At 27.0% G+C, this 17,744-nt stretch carries 22 protein-coding genes and 1 pseudogene; 15 read left to right on the forward strand and 8 right to left on the reverse strand.

The window, feature by feature from the left end:
- Positions 1-4 precede the first annotated feature (4 nt).
- Positions 5-2,827, reverse strand: a complete 2,823-nt coding sequence (locus ACQH23_RS03940; RefSeq protein WP_425378997.1) for a cation-translocating P-type ATPase — start codon at positions 2,825-2,827, stop codon at positions 5-7.
- Between the two features lie 262 nt (positions 2,828-3,089).
- On the opposite strand from ACQH23_RS03940, the gene ACQH23_RS03945 reads away from it, so the two are divergent.
- Complete coding sequence (locus ACQH23_RS03945) at positions 3,090-3,398, forward strand: IS1/IS1595 family N-terminal zinc-binding domain-containing protein (protein WP_425378998.1); 309 nt, start codon at positions 3,090-3,092, stop codon at positions 3,396-3,398.
- Between the two features lie 177 nt (positions 3,399-3,575).
- Complete coding sequence (locus ACQH23_RS03950; RefSeq protein WP_425379306.1) at positions 3,576-4,049, forward strand: hypothetical protein; 474 nt, start codon at positions 3,576-3,578, stop codon at positions 4,047-4,049.
- A gap of 231 nt (positions 4,050-4,280) precedes the next feature.
- Here ACQH23_RS03950 and ACQH23_RS03955 read toward each other — a convergent pair whose 3' ends face one another.
- Positions 4,281-4,409, reverse strand: coding sequence for a hypothetical protein (locus ACQH23_RS03955; protein WP_425378999.1), 129 nt, complete (start codon positions 4,407-4,409; stop codon positions 4,281-4,283).
- 78 nt (positions 4,410-4,487) lie between these two features.
- On the opposite strand from ACQH23_RS03955, the gene ACQH23_RS03960 reads away from it, so the two are divergent.
- The 3 genes and pseudogenes from ACQH23_RS03960 to ACQH23_RS03970 all read left to right on the forward strand — a co-directional run bounded on the left by ACQH23_RS03960 (position 4,488) and on the right by ACQH23_RS03970 (position 5,608).
- Positions 4,488-4,751, forward strand: a complete 264-nt coding sequence (locus ACQH23_RS03960) for a hypothetical protein (RefSeq protein ID WP_425377850.1) — start codon at positions 4,488-4,490, stop codon at positions 4,749-4,751.
- A gap of 173 nt (positions 4,752-4,924) precedes the next feature.
- Positions 4,925-4,990 (forward strand): annotated as a pseudogene (locus ACQH23_RS03965) (hypothetical protein); the annotation flags it as partial.
- Between the two features lie 21 nt (positions 4,991-5,011).
- Positions 5,012-5,608 carry a DDE-type integrase/transposase/recombinase gene (locus ACQH23_RS03970; RefSeq protein ID WP_425377849.1) on the forward strand — a complete coding sequence of 199 codons (597 nt, stop codon included), beginning with the start codon at positions 5,012-5,014 and terminating at the stop codon, positions 5,606-5,608.
- Between the two features lie 19 nt (positions 5,609-5,627).
- On the opposite strand, the gene ACQH23_RS03975 is transcribed toward ACQH23_RS03970, so the two are convergent.
- The 6 genes from ACQH23_RS03975 to truB all read right to left on the reverse strand — a co-directional run bounded on the left by ACQH23_RS03975 (position 5,628) and on the right by truB (position 8,631).
- On the reverse strand, positions 5,628-5,762 hold the full coding sequence (locus ACQH23_RS03975; RefSeq protein ID WP_425379000.1) for a hypothetical protein: 135 nt from the start codon (positions 5,760-5,762) through the stop codon (positions 5,628-5,630).
- A gap of 26 nt (positions 5,763-5,788) precedes the next feature.
- On the reverse strand, positions 5,789-6,016 hold the full coding sequence (locus ACQH23_RS03980; RefSeq protein ID WP_425379001.1) for a hypothetical protein: 228 nt from the start codon (positions 6,014-6,016) through the stop codon (positions 5,789-5,791).
- A 179-nt stretch (positions 6,017-6,195) separates the two neighbouring features.
- On the reverse strand, positions 6,196-6,387 hold the full coding sequence (locus ACQH23_RS03985) for a hypothetical protein (RefSeq protein ID WP_425379002.1): 192 nt from the start codon (positions 6,385-6,387) through the stop codon (positions 6,196-6,198).
- Between the two features lie 81 nt (positions 6,388-6,468).
- Complete coding sequence (gene rpsO / locus ACQH23_RS03990; RefSeq protein WP_425379003.1) at positions 6,469-6,735, reverse strand: 30S ribosomal protein S15; 267 nt, start codon at positions 6,733-6,735, stop codon at positions 6,469-6,471.
- A gap of 91 nt (positions 6,736-6,826) precedes the next feature.
- Positions 6,827-7,720 carry a riboflavin kinase gene (locus ACQH23_RS03995; protein ID WP_425379004.1) on the reverse strand — a complete coding sequence of 298 codons (894 nt, stop codon included), beginning with the start codon at positions 7,718-7,720 and terminating at the stop codon, positions 6,827-6,829.
- Complete coding sequence (gene truB, locus ACQH23_RS04000; protein WP_425379005.1) at positions 7,720-8,631, reverse strand: tRNA pseudouridine(55) synthase TruB; 912 nt, start codon at positions 8,629-8,631, stop codon at positions 7,720-7,722. Before truB ends, ACQH23_RS03995 begins: the two co-directional genes overlap by 1 nt.
- 114 nt (positions 8,632-8,745) lie before the next feature.
- Here truB and ACQH23_RS04005 point away from each other — a divergent pair, with 114 nt between their 5' ends.
- The 10 genes from ACQH23_RS04005 to ACQH23_RS04050 all read left to right on the forward strand — a co-directional run bounded on the left by ACQH23_RS04005 (position 8,746) and on the right by ACQH23_RS04050 (position 17,646).
- Positions 8,746-9,495: a transposase gene (locus tag ACQH23_RS04005; RefSeq protein ID WP_425379006.1), complete on the forward strand. Its 750-nt coding sequence runs from the start codon at positions 8,746-8,748 to the stop codon at positions 9,493-9,495.
- Between the two features lie 303 nt (positions 9,496-9,798).
- Positions 9,799-10,374, forward strand: a complete 576-nt coding sequence (gene gmk / locus ACQH23_RS04010) for a guanylate kinase (RefSeq protein ID WP_425379007.1) — start codon at positions 9,799-9,801, stop codon at positions 10,372-10,374.
- 21 nt (positions 10,375-10,395) lie between these two features.
- Complete coding sequence (gene rsmB, locus ACQH23_RS04015; RefSeq protein ID WP_425379008.1) at positions 10,396-11,670, forward strand: 16S rRNA (cytosine(967)-C(5))-methyltransferase RsmB; 1,275 nt, start codon at positions 10,396-10,398, stop codon at positions 11,668-11,670.
- Positions 11,671-11,752: 82 nt separating this feature from the next.
- Entirely contained in the window at positions 11,753-11,944 is a 192-nt protein-coding gene (locus tag ACQH23_RS04020) for a hypothetical protein (protein ID WP_425379009.1), read from the forward strand.
- A 179-nt stretch (positions 11,945-12,123) separates the two neighbouring features.
- The gene (locus ACQH23_RS04025) at positions 12,124-12,351 is read left to right on the forward strand and encodes a hypothetical protein (RefSeq protein ID WP_425379010.1); all 228 of its coding nucleotides are present in this window, start codon (positions 12,124-12,126) and stop codon (positions 12,349-12,351) included.
- Positions 12,352-12,425: 74 nt separating this feature from the next.
- The gene (locus ACQH23_RS04030) at positions 12,426-13,535 is read left to right on the forward strand and encodes an IS3 family transposase (protein ID WP_425379011.1); all 1,110 of its coding nucleotides are present in this window, start codon (positions 12,426-12,428) and stop codon (positions 13,533-13,535) included.
- A 93-nt stretch (positions 13,536-13,628) separates the two neighbouring features.
- Positions 13,629-13,769, forward strand: a complete 141-nt coding sequence (locus ACQH23_RS04035) for a hypothetical protein (protein ID WP_425378075.1) — start codon at positions 13,629-13,631, stop codon at positions 13,767-13,769.
- A 203-nt stretch (positions 13,770-13,972) separates the two neighbouring features.
- A complete protein-coding gene (locus tag ACQH23_RS04040; RefSeq protein ID WP_425379012.1) occupies positions 13,973-14,314 on the forward strand; it encodes a hypothetical protein in 342 nt (113 codons plus the stop codon).
- Positions 14,315-14,401: 87 nt separating this feature from the next.
- Positions 14,402-16,075 (forward strand): arginine--tRNA ligase, encoded by a 1,674-nt coding sequence (gene argS / locus ACQH23_RS04045; RefSeq protein ID WP_425379013.1) that lies wholly within the window; start codon positions 14,402-14,404, stop codon positions 16,073-16,075.
- 47 nt (positions 16,076-16,122) lie between these two features.
- Positions 16,123-17,646 carry a hypothetical protein gene (locus ACQH23_RS04050; protein WP_425379014.1) on the forward strand — a complete coding sequence of 508 codons (1,524 nt, stop codon included), beginning with the start codon at positions 16,123-16,125 and terminating at the stop codon, positions 17,644-17,646.
- Positions 17,647-17,744 lie beyond the last annotated feature (98 nt).

Here is a 17,744-nt window from a genome sequence, read left to right on the forward strand (position 1 = left end):
GACTTTATCAAGATTTTTCGACAAAATTAAATAGTTTTTGTAAGGATTGTTTTAACTCATGATGTCATCAAAAATGACAAGCATCAGTTATGATAATTATTGTCACTGGAATCATAGCCATTGCTAAACACGATGGAACAAAATATCAGTTGCTTAAATTATAGACTTCTAAATCATTTAAATTTAAGACCTTATTATTAATTCAAGGAATAAACAAAATAATGATATTTAATAAAACAGCTCCCACGGCAGCGTAAATTAATGGGCGATTAATAATTGGTGTAAAATGTGATTTTATTTTTCAATTAGTTAAAGTAACAGTATTGACAAACATACTTGGAGCACAAGTTAGAGCAATAAAAATTCCGGTACGACCAAAGTCAGAAATTTGTAATTTCATCTCAATCGTAATGTTTGGATTGCTACTTCGTAAAAAATCAAAAACTGTTTGATAACCAAAAGCTTCATATTTTTCCGCTGCGACAAAACTCATTCCAAAATAATAAGCCCCAATACAAACTCCGGCTGTTAAGAGGGTAATCCGAATCATTGGTCCTCAAATATTCTTAAACAAAGGATTCTTCCCTTGCACCGGTTTAATTGTCATTAAAGTATTATCATTATCGGCCATCCCGATACAAATTGCTAAAATTGATTCAATAACTAAATTCATTCATAAAATATCGGTTGCTTCAACTGATGAAACATGATTAATTAACGATAAAATAAAAATTGATAACACATTTGCTAAGTTAACCCCAATAACAAAAGTAATGGCGCGCCGAATTTTTTGGTAAACATTACGGCCTTCATTAATTCCTTTAATAATTGTTTCAAAATTATCATCGGTTAAAATAACATCTGCTGCTTGCTTTGCAACATCCGTCCCCGCAATTCCCATTGCGACCCCAATATCCGCTTTGACTAAACTTGGGGCATCATTAACCCCATCGCCGGTCATTGAGACAAGATAACCTTTTTGTTGTAAAATGCTAACAATCCGCACCTTATGTTCTGGATTAACGCGGGCAAACACTTTAATATTATCGACAATCCGAATCAATTGTTCATCTGACATTTCATTTAATTGTTCTGAAGAAATTACTTCATATTCCGAATATGCTAAATATAATTCCTTGGCAATTGCCAAAGCCGTTGTGGCATGATCACCAGTAATCATAACAACTTGAATTCCGGACGCATGGGCTTTTTTTACCGCTTCAATTGCTGATTGCCGCACAGGGTCAATCATTCCAACAGCTCCTAAAAAAATTAAATTTGTTTCTAAAGCTTCTGAATCTTGTTCATCATCAAAATTAGTATTGTAAGCAAAGGATAATACTCGTAATGCTTGGGCTGATAAATCATCAGCTAATTTTAATAATTCAGCTTTATCTTTTTTGGTTAAGGTTAAAATTTCATTTTTAATCATAATCCGGTCACAGTGCTCTAATAAACTGTCTAAAGCCCCTTTGGTAAAAGTTGTGCTAACCCCTTCAATAACATTTAATGTTGACATTAGTTTTCGTTCTGAATCAAAAGGAACCTCATCAATTCGTTCTCATTTATCACGAGAATCTTGTTCATCATAAGCAAATAATTCAGCATAATCCACTAATGCTAATTCGGTTGGATCACCAATCCGTTCTTTATCTTCCGTAACACTATCATTACACAACACTAATGCTTTTAAAAATAAATCCTGGTGCTCATCAAGATGACTACTAATGTACTGATCAGCATTAATCACATTATTATTCATAATTACTTTTTTAACAGTCATCTTATTTTGTGTTAAAGTCCCCGTCTTATCAGTACAAATAACATTTACACTTCCTAATGTTTCCATACTAGCTAGTTTTTTTACAATCACATTTTGCTTCGCCATTCGTTTCGTTGAAAACGATAAAGTAATGGAAACAACAGCTGCTAATGATTCTGGAATAACACCAATTGCTAAAGTAATCGCAACCATTAAATAACTAGTTCAACCATTCTTATCACCATTAAAGTATAATGCTAAAAAGATAACAACAGCAATAATAAAACTTAATCCCGCAATTCAATATGAAAACTTTGTTAATTTTTTTTCTAAATTAGTTGTTGTTTCTTCTGTTTCATTAATTGTTGTGGCAATTTTACCAATCTCAGTTTGTTGGCCAACCTTAATCACAACACCAATAGCACGACCAGCATTAATAAAAGTTGACATAAAAGCAATGTTTTTCATTTTGGCTAAAATTGTTGTTGGTTCAATTGGGAAAGCCGTTTTATGAACAGGAACACTTTCACCAGTTAAAATTGCTTCATCAATAAAAACATCCGATTGTTCAATAATTCGTAACTCCGCTGGAACATATTTTCCGGCTTCTAAAATAACAATATCACCGACTGTTAATTCATGCGCTGGAATTTCTTGTTGTGCATCATTCCGAATGACAACCGCTTTGGGCTTCGATAGTGACTTTAAAACGGACATTGATTTTCGTGCTTTTACAGTTTGTAATGTTTCTAAAATTGCATCAAGAATAACAATTGCTGCAATAACCGAAAAATCAATAAAATATTCCCCTTTAATTTGTCAGTTATTACCAATCATAGGAGCAATAACTGAAATTACCGCAGCAACAATTAAAATTAATTGAATTGGTTCAATTAACGATTTTCCAAAGATAACATATCATGGTGTTACTTTACTTTTTGGTAATTCATTTTTACCATATTGTTTTTGCCGCACGATTACTTCTTCAGAAGTTAAGCCAGTTTCAAAATTAGTGTTTAAAAAAGATTTTAAGTTACTATTACTTTGGGATATATATTCTTCCATCATTAATGACCTTTCTATTTTTTTATTTTGTTAATTATTATACCTTAAAAATATTATTTTATAACAGTTATTTTCTTTAATTTTGTAGAAAACTCTTGATATTTTAATAAAACCTTGATTTTATTGCGTTTTATTAAAATGGACTTTTTACAAATTTCTATATTTTATAAGTGTTTTCTTTAATTTTGTCGAAAACTCTTGATATTTATAAAATATATCTAAAATTAGGTATATTTTTAATATAAAGAGAGGTAAATAATTGATGGGAAAAATACTTGCAGAATTAATAAATAGTTTAACAAATGATCAATTTTTAGAATTTTATGAAAAAGTTAAAAAAGAAGCAGAATTAATCAAAAAACAAAAACGCTTAAATGAAATTGATCAAAAATTTAGAGATAAAGGTATTAAATGTCCTAATTGCAAATCTTATTATTGTGTTAAAAATGGCCATAATCCCGAAGGAAAACAAAAATATTTATGCAAAAAATGTCGGGCTAGTTTTGATGCTTTTCGTCATCATTTTACTTATTGAAGTCATTTAAATTATGAACAATGAAATTTGAATTAATAAATTTCATTGCTAGGACAATCTAGTAAAGTAATTTCCCGTTTTATTAAAACAACACCCAAAACAGCTTGATATAATCGTCAAAAATTAATGCCATCAAAACAATTATAAAATATTCAATTAAAACTTAAAAAATTAAATGGCCAAATACAAATCGATGAAACATTTATTAAAAAAATCCATAAAGGTAATTTTAAAGATAAATTTGATAAACGAAAAACTCATCTTGATCCATTTTCCACTAACACTAAATGTTGTATTCAAATGGCGGTTGATACTAATAATAATATTTTTGTTCAATCCACTAATACCAAACGATTACAAAAACAGTGAATTATTGAAAATATGAATACAAAATTAATTAACAAAAATTCCATTATTATTTCTGATATGAAACCATTATATTTATTAGTAGCAAAACAAACAAGTTCTACTTTATATGCCACTAAAACTAGGACAAATCCTGATGCCAGTTATCGAAAATTAAATAAAATTAGTAAATTACAAGCAAGTCTTAAAGAAGCCTTGGTTCATTATCGTGGTTTAGGTTTTACTAACATTCAAAATTATTTAAATCTCTGAAAATGAAAATACCAACATAAAGATTTAACACCAAACCAACAAGCAACGGTATTATATTTTAACATCTAAAAAAGTTAAAGAACAATAATAATCTTCCACCAAATTCGTTTTCAAATTGTCATATTGATGATTTTTTTGACTTTATCAAGAGTTTTCGACAAAATTAAAGAAGATTTTTACAAAAATTATTTTAAATGATATAACTATATTAGACTTCTTCCGATACTATGATAATCATCGCAAATTAATTCATAAAGAAAAAATACAAATAGGAATTTATACCTCTTATTAATTGCTGAATTATACTTGTAAGTGCAAGTATAATTCAGCTTTTAAAATATCTAACATTTTATTAAAAGTATTTTGTTTTATTCCTGTTAATCGTAATAATTCTTTATCATTAAGAAATTTAAAGTTATCCTTTTTCATATTTTATAGACTGCACCCAAAAAAGTAAGTAAAGAAAAAAAAGTCTTTGCTAAACTTTTAAAGGAGGTGCATTTTTATATGGCAAGAAAAGGACAAAAATTTAATAAATATACAGCAGATTTTCGAAAAAGGATAGGACAAGAGGTTAAAAATAATAGTATAAGTTTTATTGCAAAAAAATATGCAATTAATAAAAAAACTGTTGCTTCATGGTATGAAAATTTTAAGAAAGGGATTTTAAACACCAATAAAGGTCCAAAAGAATCATTTAAAAAAAGAGATTTAAACTATTACAAAGTTAGGTATGAATTACTAAAAAAGCTTCATGACTTTTACAATTAAATAAAAGAAAAATTGTATTTTTTATAAAAGAAAACCTTAATAAATATCCACTAAATTTATTACTTGATGTAACAGATTTAAAGCGTAGTTATTGAGATAAATATAAAAATTATTCAAGTACTGGTAAGGATAGCGAATCATTAAAGAATATTGTAAAAGTCTATGAAGAAAATTTAAAACAATTTGGTTATCGTCGAATTACCAAATATTTAAAAGAAGATTATGGCATTGTTTATAACGCTAAGAAAGTATTACGAATTATGAAAGAAAATAATATTCAAGCTGAATATGTAAAGCGTATGCGTAGAAAAATATTAATAAAACAAAATAGAAATAAAAATATAATTAAATATCCTGATTTAGTAAATCGTAATTTTAATGATATTAAAGAAAGATTTTCAATTTTATTTACTGATGTAACTTATTTAATTTGAAATGGTAAAAAACATTATCAATCAACAATAATTGATGGATATACTAAAGAAATTATTGATGTAAAATGATCAAAATTTAATAATAACAAACTTGTAATTGATAATTTAAATGCTGCAATTAATAAAATTAAAAAAATAAAAAAAGATCTAAATAAAACAATAATTCATTCAGATCACGGATATCAATATACATCTAAAGATTATAATAGTAAATGTTTAGATAACAAAATTATAATTTCAATGGGTAAAAATTATCATTGTGCAGACAACATTATTATTGAAAGTTTTCATTCATTACTTAAAAAAGGAACAATCCATAATAAAAATTATAAATCTCATAATGAATATATTAATGATGTTAAAAAATGAAATAAATGATATTCAAACCAAAAAGAAAAAGATATAATAAATAAAAGTTTGTAAACCTTTTTATTAATACTTACTAAACGGGGTGCAGTCTAGTTTTACCATTTTGATAAAGTAAAACAATTTGTTTTTTAAATTCATCGGTATATGAATTTCTTCCCATTTTTATATTCCTACTTTCTTCATAATTATATTTTATTTGAAAGTCCACATAAATATGGTCCAACTTATTGTAACCTATCCAAAAGTTATAATTGCTGTTTTATGGTTTTTACCAACTATAGTATCTCCTTCTAGATGACCAAAGACATTTATTGCTTTAATGTTTGGAAATTCAATATTACGTTCAATAATTGTCGAACAATTATTGACTTTTCCGCGGTTTTCTGTTTTATTATGTGGTTTATTTTTACCTTTTCGTAATAAATTTTCTTTATTAAAATTATAACGAGAAAAGTTAAACATATTATATAAAGTCTTTGAACAGATAAAATTTTTGGCAATATTCCTTATTATATTTGTAATAATATCTTGTGAGTAGTGTTCATAATTAACTAAATAATTAATAATTTCAAGGTAAATTTTATTTAATTTTTTTGTTTGCGGCCGGATTTTTTCTTGTTTTTATTACTATTTTCATAAATTTAAATTGGTGTTAAACCAGCAACCAACATTTTATAAATTCTATGGATAGTTGTTTTACTTTGATTTATTTCATAAGCTGTTTTTCTAATTGAATAATTAAAATTTTGATATTGTTGAATTGAAATTAATTTTTCTATTGTTTTTTTGATACGTTGTGTTATTTCTTCTTTTTTAAATTTGGATTTTAACACAATATTTTTATTTGTTTAACTTCCCCATTTAATTTTACAATTCAGGATAATTTACAAAATAAAGTTTAAAATTCTTAAACTTTATTTTCTAATTCCTAATTCTTTAATGATGATTTTATATTCATTAAAGTCAGTTTTAGTTAAGTAAGCAAGTAAATGTTTTCTTTGTGCTACTTTTTGTAATAAACTTCTTCTTGAAACAATATCTTTTTGATGGACTTTCAAGTGTGCTGTTAAATTATTAATATCTTCTGTTAAAATTGCAATTTGAACTTTTGTTGCACCAGTATCTTTTGCATTTTTACCAAATTTTGACACTAATTCTGCTTTTTTTACTTTTGAAACCATTGTAATTTTCTCCCTTCATTTAGTGGCTTAATCATGTTAAATCAAAGATTTTAAGAAAGGGTTATCTTAAATCAACGAAATAACAACCTTATTAATAATATGCTTTATTAGTAAAAAAATCAAGGGTATTAGCTAAATCTTGTTCTAAAAGAGACACTAATTCGGCTAAACAATTAATTTTAACATTTTGTCGCAAATATTTTTTAAAATAAACGATAATTTCTTGCCCATATAAGTCGAGATTAACATCAAGTAAATATGTTTCAATAACTTCTTTTCCCTCAAATAATCTATAAGACGTCATTGATGAATAAAGTTTTCCTTGAGCTAATGTTTCTGTTACATAAACACCATAAGGTAAAATTACTTTTTGGAGTAAATAAATATTAGCGGTTGGAAAGTTAATTGTTCGGCCTAAATTTTTGCCCGGTTTTACTTCACCACGTAAATGATAATCTTCATATAATAATTTGTTTGCTGATGATAAATCATGCTGCAATAATAAATTCCGAATTGTTGTTGAAGAAAATAAATTATCTTGTCGTGGAATTAAATAAACATTTTCTTGGCCAAAAAAAGTAATAATATCATTAAAATCACCTTCGCGATTTTTGCCAAAGCGAAAATCAGAACCAATCACAACTTTTATGACATTGTAATGTTTTTTTAAAATTGTTAAAAATTGTTTTGCTGATAAATTCATAAATTCAGTTATTAGTGGTGCTTCCAAATAATAGTCAAAACCTAATTTGGCGGCAGTTTGTTGTTTTGAAACATTATAGATTAGTTTCGTATCTGTTTGATGTAAAAAATCAGTAACACTTTGAGACATTGTAAAAAATAAGGCTGCAAGTTGTTCTTGGTTTTTAATTTCCATTAAACGATTAATTAATTTTAAATGGTCTTGATGAAAACCATCAAACAAACCTAAACAAGCAATTTTTGGTTCCTGAGAAGCTGGCTTATTTCATAGTAAAGTTTTCATTAATAACGGTCGCCTTTCTCGCTTTCTTCTTGTTTAGAGGGTTCAACATTTGATCATAATACCCGCTGGCAAGCATAAACATGTTTCCCAATATGTTTATAAATTGCTAGAACATTTTTATTTTTATCAATAATAAAAATAATTGGATCAGCATGGTTAATAATAACAATTGGCTTTCCTTGTCGAATTTCTTCATCATTATGATGAAGCATCAATTGCTGATTATTCGTAAATAAAGCATCATACATTGATATTAATGCATTAAAATTTACTTCTTCAAGAGTAATTGCTTTTGATAACAAAAAATTCCCTGATTGCGTACGACATAAGTTTTGAACAGCCCCAATTGTATTTAATTTTGCCGCAATATCAGTAACTAAACTTCTAATATATGTTCCTTTTGTACACAATACACTAAATTTAATGGTATGATTATGTGCATCATTTTTTTTTAGTTTAATTTCTTTAATTGTGACAGTTCGTGGTTTAATTTCAACTTCTTTATCTTCGCGAGCATATTCATAAAGTTTCTTCCCATTAATTTTAATTGCTGAATATTTTGGTGGATATTGTTCATACATGAAACCATTGAATTCATTAAAAACTTTTTTTAATATTTTTTTTTGAATTTTAAATAGCGTTGTTTCATTAAGAATATTACCAGTAATATCACCAGTATCTGTTTCAATAAATAGTTTCATTTCTACATCATAAGCTTTATCAGCTGTTAACAAATATTCACTCATTTTCGTTGCATTATTCACTAAGACCACTAAAAGGCCAGTTGCTAATGGATCTAATGTCCCGGCATGGCCAATTTTATTAATTTGTAATTTTTGTTTAATTTCTTGAATAACTTGATGACTCGTTTTTCCTGTTGGTTTATTAATTAAAAAAATTCCATCCTGCATAATTGAAACCACCCACTTCCTGAATTATTATATCATTTTTTACTACATTCCTAACATTATGCTTCTTGCGATACCTTATTATTTATGCTTAAAAAGCAATTAAAATTTTTAAAAATGATTATTTTAAAGTTTAATTTAATTTTTTTATTTTTGTTAGTATCGCAAGAAGTCTATTGAAGTCATTTAAATTATGAACAATGAAATTTATTAATTCAAATTTCATTGCTAGGACAATCTAGTAAAGTAATTTCCCGTTTTATTAAAACAACACCCAAAACAGCTTGATATAATCGTCAAAAATTAATGCAATCAAAACAATTAGAAAATACTCAATTAAAATTTAAAAAATTAAATGGCCAAATACAAATCGATGAAACATTTATTAAAGAAATCCATAAAGGTAATTTTAAAGATAAATTTGATAAACGAAAAACTCATCTTGATCCATTTTCCACTAACAGTAAATGTTGTATTCAAATGGCGGTTGATACTAATAATAATATTTTTGTTCAATCCACTAATACCAAAAGATTACAAAAACAGTGAATTATTGAAAATATGAATACAAAATTAATTAACAAAAATTCCATTATTATTTCTGATATGCAACCATTATATTTATTAGTAGCAAAACAAACAAGTTCTACTTTATATGCCACTAAAACTAGGACAAATCCTGATGCCAGTTATCGAAAATTAAATAAAATTAGTAAATTACAAGCAAGTCTTAAAGAATCCTTAATTCATTATCATGGTTTAGGTTTTACTAACATTCAAAATTATTTAAATCTCTGAAAATGAAAATACCAACACAAAGGTTTAACACCAAACCAACAAGCAACGGTATTATATTTTAACATCTAAAAAAGTTAAAGAACAATAATAATCTTTCACCAAATTCGTTTTCAAATTGTCATATTGATTATTTTTTTTATTTTATCAAGAGTTTTCGACAAAATTAAAGCAAAATTAAAGAGCAAATTCAATATTATTATGATATTATTACTGTAATATTGAATAACAATATTATCGATAACTATGGAATAATAGTTTGTGAATCAAATCAAGCGTTATCATTTGATCAATTTAATTTAGTTATGTTACGTTGCAAAACATATCGTAAAAAGTATTTGTATATTTTAAGGTTAGAAAAAGGAGAAAGTTAATGTGCAGAAAAAGGGTTTTTTAATTATTTTTTCTGGCCCATCAGGAGTCGGAAAAGGAACAATATGCCAAGAACTTTTTAAATATCAAGAATTAAATTTGGCTTATTCAGTTTCAATGACAACAAGAGAAAAAAGGCAAGATGAAGTTGAAGGGGTAAATTATTTTTTTGTTAACCGGCCAACATTTGAAGCGGCAATTAAAAATGATGAACTATTAGAATATGCTGATTTTGTTGGGAATTATTATGGAACGCCAAAATCATATTGTTTTGATCAAATTAATGTTGGAAAAAATATTTTATTAGAAATTGAAATACAAGGGGCAACGCAAGTATTAGAAAAAGTCACATATGCCGTTTCAATTTTTTTAATTCCACCGAGTTTAGAAGAATTAGAAAACCGCATCCGTGGGCGAAAAAGTGAGCCAGAGGAAGTTCTACAAGCACGTTTAACAAAAGCAGCGGATGAACTTCCCTTACAAAGTAATTACAATTATGTTGTTGTAAATAATACAGTTGAACAAGCAGTTACAGAAATTAAAGCAATTTTAGAGAAAGAAATTGCTAAACGGTCATAAGTTTGAATAAAGGAATAAGAAATGCAAACAAGAGAATTAGCCTGGAATATTCTATGAAAAATCTTTGCAAAAAATAAGTTTAGTAATCAATTATTATCAAACATAATTGAACAAAATGATAACTTTAGTGACCAAGATAAAACTTTAATTTATCGAATTGTGTATGGAACATTAAAAAATAAATTATATTTAGAATATATTGCTAATCAATTTATTAATGCTAATAAAACAAATCAAAAACTACAAGTTCTTTTATGAATGAGTATTTATCAATTTCGGTTTTTAGATCGAATTCCTAATTACGCAATTGTTAATGAAGCGGTTAATATTGGGAAAATGGTTAATTCAAAATGTGCTGGTTTTATTAATGCTACTTTAAAGAAAATTTTTGAAAGTGAAGATAGTGTTTTTGAAATTAACGTTTCTGATGAAATGAAAAAATTAAGTATTAAATATAGTTTTCCATCAGCATTATATTTAATTCTTCGTAATGAATATAGTGAAGATATTGCGCGGCAAGTAATGGTTGATAGTTTGACAATTCCAAAACTTTCATTTCGCGTTAATACGCTAAAAATTAGTCGGGATGAATTGTTAACAAAATATCCAAATTATAAATTAACAAAGAGTTTGGTATCACCAGTTGGTGTTATTGCTGATAAACCAGTTGTTAATTCAGAAATGTTTCAGAAAGGTTTAATTTTTGTCCAAGATGAAATGAGTATGCGGATTGCAGAAGTGTTAGATCCGTACGAGACTGATCGTGTGTTAGATATGTGCAGTGCACCTGGTGGTAAAACAACCCATTTAAGTCAATTAATGAACAATAAGGGGATTATTCATGCATATGATATTAGTGAAAAGAAAATTAATTTAATTAAAATGAATGCCCAGCGATTGGGGATTACTAATATTTATCCGCATTTATTAGATGCCAGAGAAATTAAGACCGAAATTCAATATGATAAAATTCTGTGTGATGTCCCCTGTAGTGGGTTAGGCGTAATTAAGCGTAAGCCGGAAATTAAATATCATACTTTTACTAACCAAAAATTAGCCAATTTAGTTGAAATTCAAGAACAATTATTAGAAAAAGCTTACGAATTATTAAAACCAGGGGGAATCTTGGTTTATTCAACTTGTACTTTTGGTGGGTATGAGAATACGGTTCAGATCCGCAATTTTTTAGCAAAGTATGATGATTTAGAAATTGTTGCCACCGAACAAATTTTTGGTTATGAAAATAACAATGATGGATTCTATTATTGTAAAATTAGAAAAAAGATAAGTAATTAAGATAAGTAATTATAAAAAATATTTAAAATATATATACCTGAGTTGTAAAATTAAATGGGGAAGTTAAACAAATAAAAATATTGTGTTAAAATCCAAATTTAAAAAAGAAAAAATAACACAACGTATCAAAAAAACAATAGAAAAATTAATTTCAATTCAACAATATCAAAATTTTAATTATTCAATTAGAAAAACAGCTTATGAAATAAATCAAAGTAAAACAACTATCCATAGAATTTATAAAATGTTGGTTGCTGGTTTAACACCAATTTAAATTTATGAAAATAGTAATAAAAACAAGAAAAAATCCGGCCGCAAACAAAAAAATTAAATAAAATTTACCTTGAAATTATTAATTATTTAGTTAATTATGAACACTACTCACAAGATATTATTACAAATATAATAAGGAATATTGCCAAAAATTTTATCTGTTCAAAGACTTTATATAATATGTTTAACTTTTCTCGTTATAATTTTAATAAAGAAAATTTATTACGAAAAGGTAAAAATAAACCACATAATAAAACAGAAAACCGCGGAAAAGTCAATAATTGTCGAACAATTATTGAACGTAATATTGAATTTCCAAATATTAAAGCAATAAATGTCTTTGGTCATCTAGAAGGAGATACTATAGTTGGTAAAAACCATAAAACAGCAATTATAACTTTTGGATAGGTTACAATAAGTTGGACCATATTTATGTGGACTTTCAAATAAAATATAATTATGAAGAAAGTAGGAATATAAAAATGGGAAGAAATTCATATACCGATGAATTTAAAAAACAAATTGTTTTACTTTATCAAAATGGTAAAACCATTCTTGAAATTTTTAAGGAATATGGGATGTCAAAATCAGCCGTATATCAGTGAATTGAAAAATTAAATAATTCTGGATCTTTTAAAGCAAAAGATAACCGCACTGCTGAAGAAAATGAACTTGATTGCCTTGCGGAAAGAATTAATCCAATTACGAATGGAAAACGACATTTTAAAGCAAGCGGCACTGATAATCGGCAAAAAATAGAAATTATTAACAATAATAAAGAAAAATATTCCGTGCGAAAAATGGGTCAAATATTAAAGATAGCAAAATCAACATATTACTATCAAATTAACAAATACGCTACGGTTGATGTTAATAATTATGAACAAGAAGTTATCAGTCCATTTAATGCTAGTCGCAAAATTTATGGAGCTCGTAAAATTAAAGCTATTTTAACCAGAAAAGATATTATTTTATCGCGAAGAAAAATTCGCCAAATTATGATTAAAAATCAGTTAGTATCTAAATACACCAAATTAAAATATCGTAATCATAAGTCAATGGTTAATAACGACGAAATTAGCAACGTTTTAAACCATGAATTTAATAATAAACAACCAAATGAAGTTGTTGTTAGTGATTTAACATATGTTCAAGTTGGTGCTAAATGACATTATATTTGTTTATTAATTGACTTGTTTAATCGTGAAATAATTGGCTATAGTGCCGGGACAAACAAAACAGCCCAACTAGGACAAAAAGCCTTTTATTCAATTACAAGACCATTAAATAAAATTACGTTATTTCATACTGACCGGGGTAATGAATTTAAAAATAAAATCATTGATAATATCTTAAATACTTTTAACATCAAACGATCATTAAGCAATAAAGGCTGTCCTTCTGATAATGCTGTGGCTGAAACAACTTACAAAAGTTTTAAAACGGAATTTATCAAGGGGCAAAAATTTATAAATTTAACCCAATTAAAATACAAATTATTTGACTTTGTGGATTGATATAACAATATTCGAATTCACGGTCGTTTAAATTATTTAACACCTGTTGAATTTAGAAAACAACAGTCCATATAAAAAGTGTCCTAAAAAGGGGGTTTAGACTGCACCCAAAAAAGTAAGTAAAGAAAAAAAGTCTTTGCTAAACTTTTAAAGGAGGTGCATTTTTATATGGCAAGAAAAGGACAAAAATTTAATAAATATACAGCAGATTTTCGAAAAAGGATAGGACAAGAGGTTAAAAATAATAGTATAAGTTTTATTGCAAAAAAATATGCAATTAATAAAAAAACTGTTGCTTCATGGTATTAAAATTTTAAGAAAGGAATTTTAAATACCAATAAAGGTCCAAAAGAATCATTTGAAAAAAGAGATTTAAACTATTACAAAGTTAGGTATGAATTACTAAAAAAGCTTCATGACTTTACAATTAAATAAAAGAAAAATTGTATTTTTTATCAAGCCAAATTGTAAAGTTAAGTGCAACTAAATTATTTTTCTAACCAAATATTCGATTGGCGAAAGATAATTTAGTTGCACTTAACTTTACAATTTGGCAAATTAAAAAAATAAAAAAAGATCTAAATAAAACAATAATTCATTCAGATCACGGATATCAATATACATCTAAAGATTATAATATTAAATGTTTAGATAACAAAATTATAATTTCAATGGGTAAAAATTATCATTGTGCAGACAACATTATTATTGAAAGTTTTCATTCATTACTTAAAAAAGGAACAATCCATAATAAAAATTATAAATCTCATAATGAATATATTAATGATGTTAAAAAATGAAATAAATGATATTCAAACCAAAAAGAAAAAGATATAATAAATGAAAGTTTGTAAACCTTTTTATTAATACTTACTTTTTTGGGTGCAGTCTAGGTTTTTCCAATCAATCAGGAAATAAAGAAGAAGAAAGGAAGCATAATTATGAATACGAATGTTAAATTAATTGAAAATCTTTTACAAGAATATCTAAAGGCCAGTAATTTAATAATCCCAGTGATGGTTGAAAAGCCCCGTCAAGAAGAATTTGGCCATTTATCATCCAATTTAGCCTTGTTATTAGCAAAGGATTTAAAAAAGGATCCTAATAAAATTGCTGCGGAAATTATTGCTTTTATTGAAAAAGATAATAAATCATATTTTAAAAAAATTGAGATTGCTGGGGCCGGATTTATTAATTTTACCCTAGCTGATGAACAGTTACATCGAGTTATTAATGATGTTTTAAAACTACAAGCAACATATGGGCATTCCGCTCCGAAAAAGTTTACTTATAATTTAGAAATTGTTTCAGCGAACCCAACTGGTTTCTTACATATTGGTCATGCCCGAAATGGGGCAATTGGGGATAGTGTTGCGCGTATTTTACGAGCAGCTGGTTATCATGTTCAAACTGAATATTATGTTAATGATGCTGGTAATCAAATCAATACTTTAGCTGTGACCGTTTTTGTTAGTTATTTAAATTTATTAAGAAAGAAAACTGAATTTCCTCCTGAAGCATATCGTGGTGAAATGTATAATGATGTTGCCCAATATTTTGTTAATCATTATCAAGATAAATTTATTAATTTAACTTTTGATAAAGATTATAAAATTAGTGATCCCGAAGTCCACCAAATATTTCGCCAAAAATCAATTGATTTATTTTTAGATATAATTAAAAACCAATTAAAACTATTTCGCGTTGATATTGAATATTATTCTTCAGAAGCGGCAATGTATGAAGGTGGTAAAATTGATGCAATGTTAGCGCAATATGCTAAATTAGGAAAAACTTATGAACAAGATGGTGCAGTATGATTAAAAACAACTAATTTTGGGGATGATAAAGATCGGGTTTTAGTTAAATCGAATGGTGATTTAACTTATATTACCCCGGATTTATCAGCACACAATGAACGTTTAATACGCAGCAAAGCGGATAAATTAGTTAACTTTTGGGGTGGTGATCATCACGGTTATATTGTCCGTATGTTAGCTGGTTTACAGTTATTAGGGTATCAAAAAGATGTTTTAGATATTGATATGATTCAAATGGTGCGGCTAATTAAAGACGGGGCTGAATATAAAATGAGTAAACGGAAAGGAACAGCCGTTTGGTTAATTGATTTAATTGAAGAAATTGGCGTTGATCCAATTCGTTATATGTTAGCTTCAAAAAGTGCTCAAAGTCATATGGACTTAGATATTGGAATTTTAAAAGAGCATTCTTCGAAAAATCCGGTTTATTATGCACAATATGCCACCGCTCGTTGTAATAGCGTTTTGCAACAAGCGAAAAAAAACAAGATTAGTTTTAATGATGTGACGAGTTTTGAATTATTAACTTCGCAAAAAGAATTAGATCTTTTAAATGAGATTGATCTATTTAATCATTGCATTGAAGGAGCCGCAAAATTGTGCCAACCACATCTTATCTGTGATTATGTCCAAAGTATTGCAAGTCAATTCCATTCATATTATAATGAATCAAAAGTTATTAATTTAGATAACTTAGAATTAACAAAACAACGCTTAGTATTTATCAAAGTAATTTATCAAGTTTTATCAAATGCCTTTAATTTATTAGGGGTTAATGTTATTGAACAGATGTAATTATTTAAGTTATGTTATAATCTATAAGACAGAAAGAGGGTGCCTAGGTGTTACAAGATAATTGAGATGTTTTTTTATTTAATCCATTAATATTATTATTGTTATTTGTTCTTTACGTTTTAATTTTAATAAAAAACATTAAAATCAAACATACTAGTCAGAAAGCATTCTTTATTCAAACCTTTTTATATTGATTTGCATTATCAGCCATTATTGGTGATAATTTTGAGTTTCGTGATTTATTCTTCGCGGCATCAATTAATAATATGGAAGGCATTGCCATTATTGCGGCAACTTACCTTTCTTTGTATGCTTTTTTAGCGATGATTCCTTATGTCTTTCTACATAAGATTTTTTCACGAATTGGTTGTCATTTTTTTCAATATACAATGTTTGGTGCTTCAATGATCGGTATTTTTATTTTAATTTTTTATCCATCGTTACCAACGCTAATTATTGCAGCTATTTTCCTCGGGTTTGAAATTATTGCCAAATCTAGTTATTTTTTATCGTATAATGAGGCTTATGGTCGTAAGTTTTTTTCATTTAAAACAATTAGTTTAGTAGCACCGTTAATGACTTTCGCCCTTGTTTTTGGTAGTGAATTTAATAATATTGTTATTACCACCGCAACTAATTTATCTTATCATTTACAAATTGCAATTATTGGAATGGGGGCCATTGTAGCTTTGGCTGTGGCGACTACTTTATATGCGATGTTTTCCCATAAGGAGTTTACTTCAACACCATTTACAATTGAACAACAAAAAATGTTTGAACCTTTTAAATGAAAAAAAGTATTAATTATTTTCTTTATGGCAATTTTAATTATTATTTTAAAAGAAGTATCACAATCAAATATTTATATTTGATTGTTGGGCCAACGGACATGGGAAAAATACCATAATATTTTAAAAGTTAACCAATTTGTCCGGTTAAATGAGCAATTATTCTTAATTCCGCAGTTTTTTGGTGCTTATTTAGCGTGTCATTTACTTTATAATAAAATTGGTGTTAAATATTGTTTTGGGTTAGGTTTATTGTTATGATTTCTTTTTTTCAGTATTATGGCCTTTAACCATTCCCCAGAAGCTTACTTAGCATTACAAGTTATTAATGGTTTAGCTTTTGCAATGTGTTTTAATATTTTATTTGCTATGACCTGTGAATGAAAGTATCGTTCGCCAACGAATAAACCAGTTGTTGCACAATTCCAATTCCTATGGTTTGGCTTTGAATTTATCATCAAGTTTGTGGATGATGTGATCCGGGATAAAAAGGTAGGAATCTTTAAAGAATACATTTATGGAGAACAATATCTTCTGCGGGATAATTTTGCTGTTCAAATTGATAATATTACGACAATTATTTCAACAATTTGTGCCACAGTTGTTTTAGTTTTATTGTTAATATTTTATTACACTTCCGATTTAATTTTGGCAGAATATCGTAATCATTTACGATTATTAGTTCCCAAGGTTAATCTATTACTACGAGAAAGTTTTATTAGTCGTGTTAAATCAAATATGACTCCTGAAACAAATAAACGGAAAAAGGTTAATACAAAATAAAATTATTTGTAATTAAAGAACTTTATTTTTCCTGAATTGTAAATATATTCTTTAATTTTGTCGAAAACTATTGATAAAGTCAAAAACCCTTATAAAAT

This window comes from Spiroplasma endosymbiont of Polydrusus pterygomalis (assembly GCF_964030635.1).
In the GTDB taxonomy this organism is placed as follows: domain Bacteria; phylum Bacillota_I; class Bacilli_A; order Mycoplasmatales; family Mycoplasmataceae; genus Spiroplasma.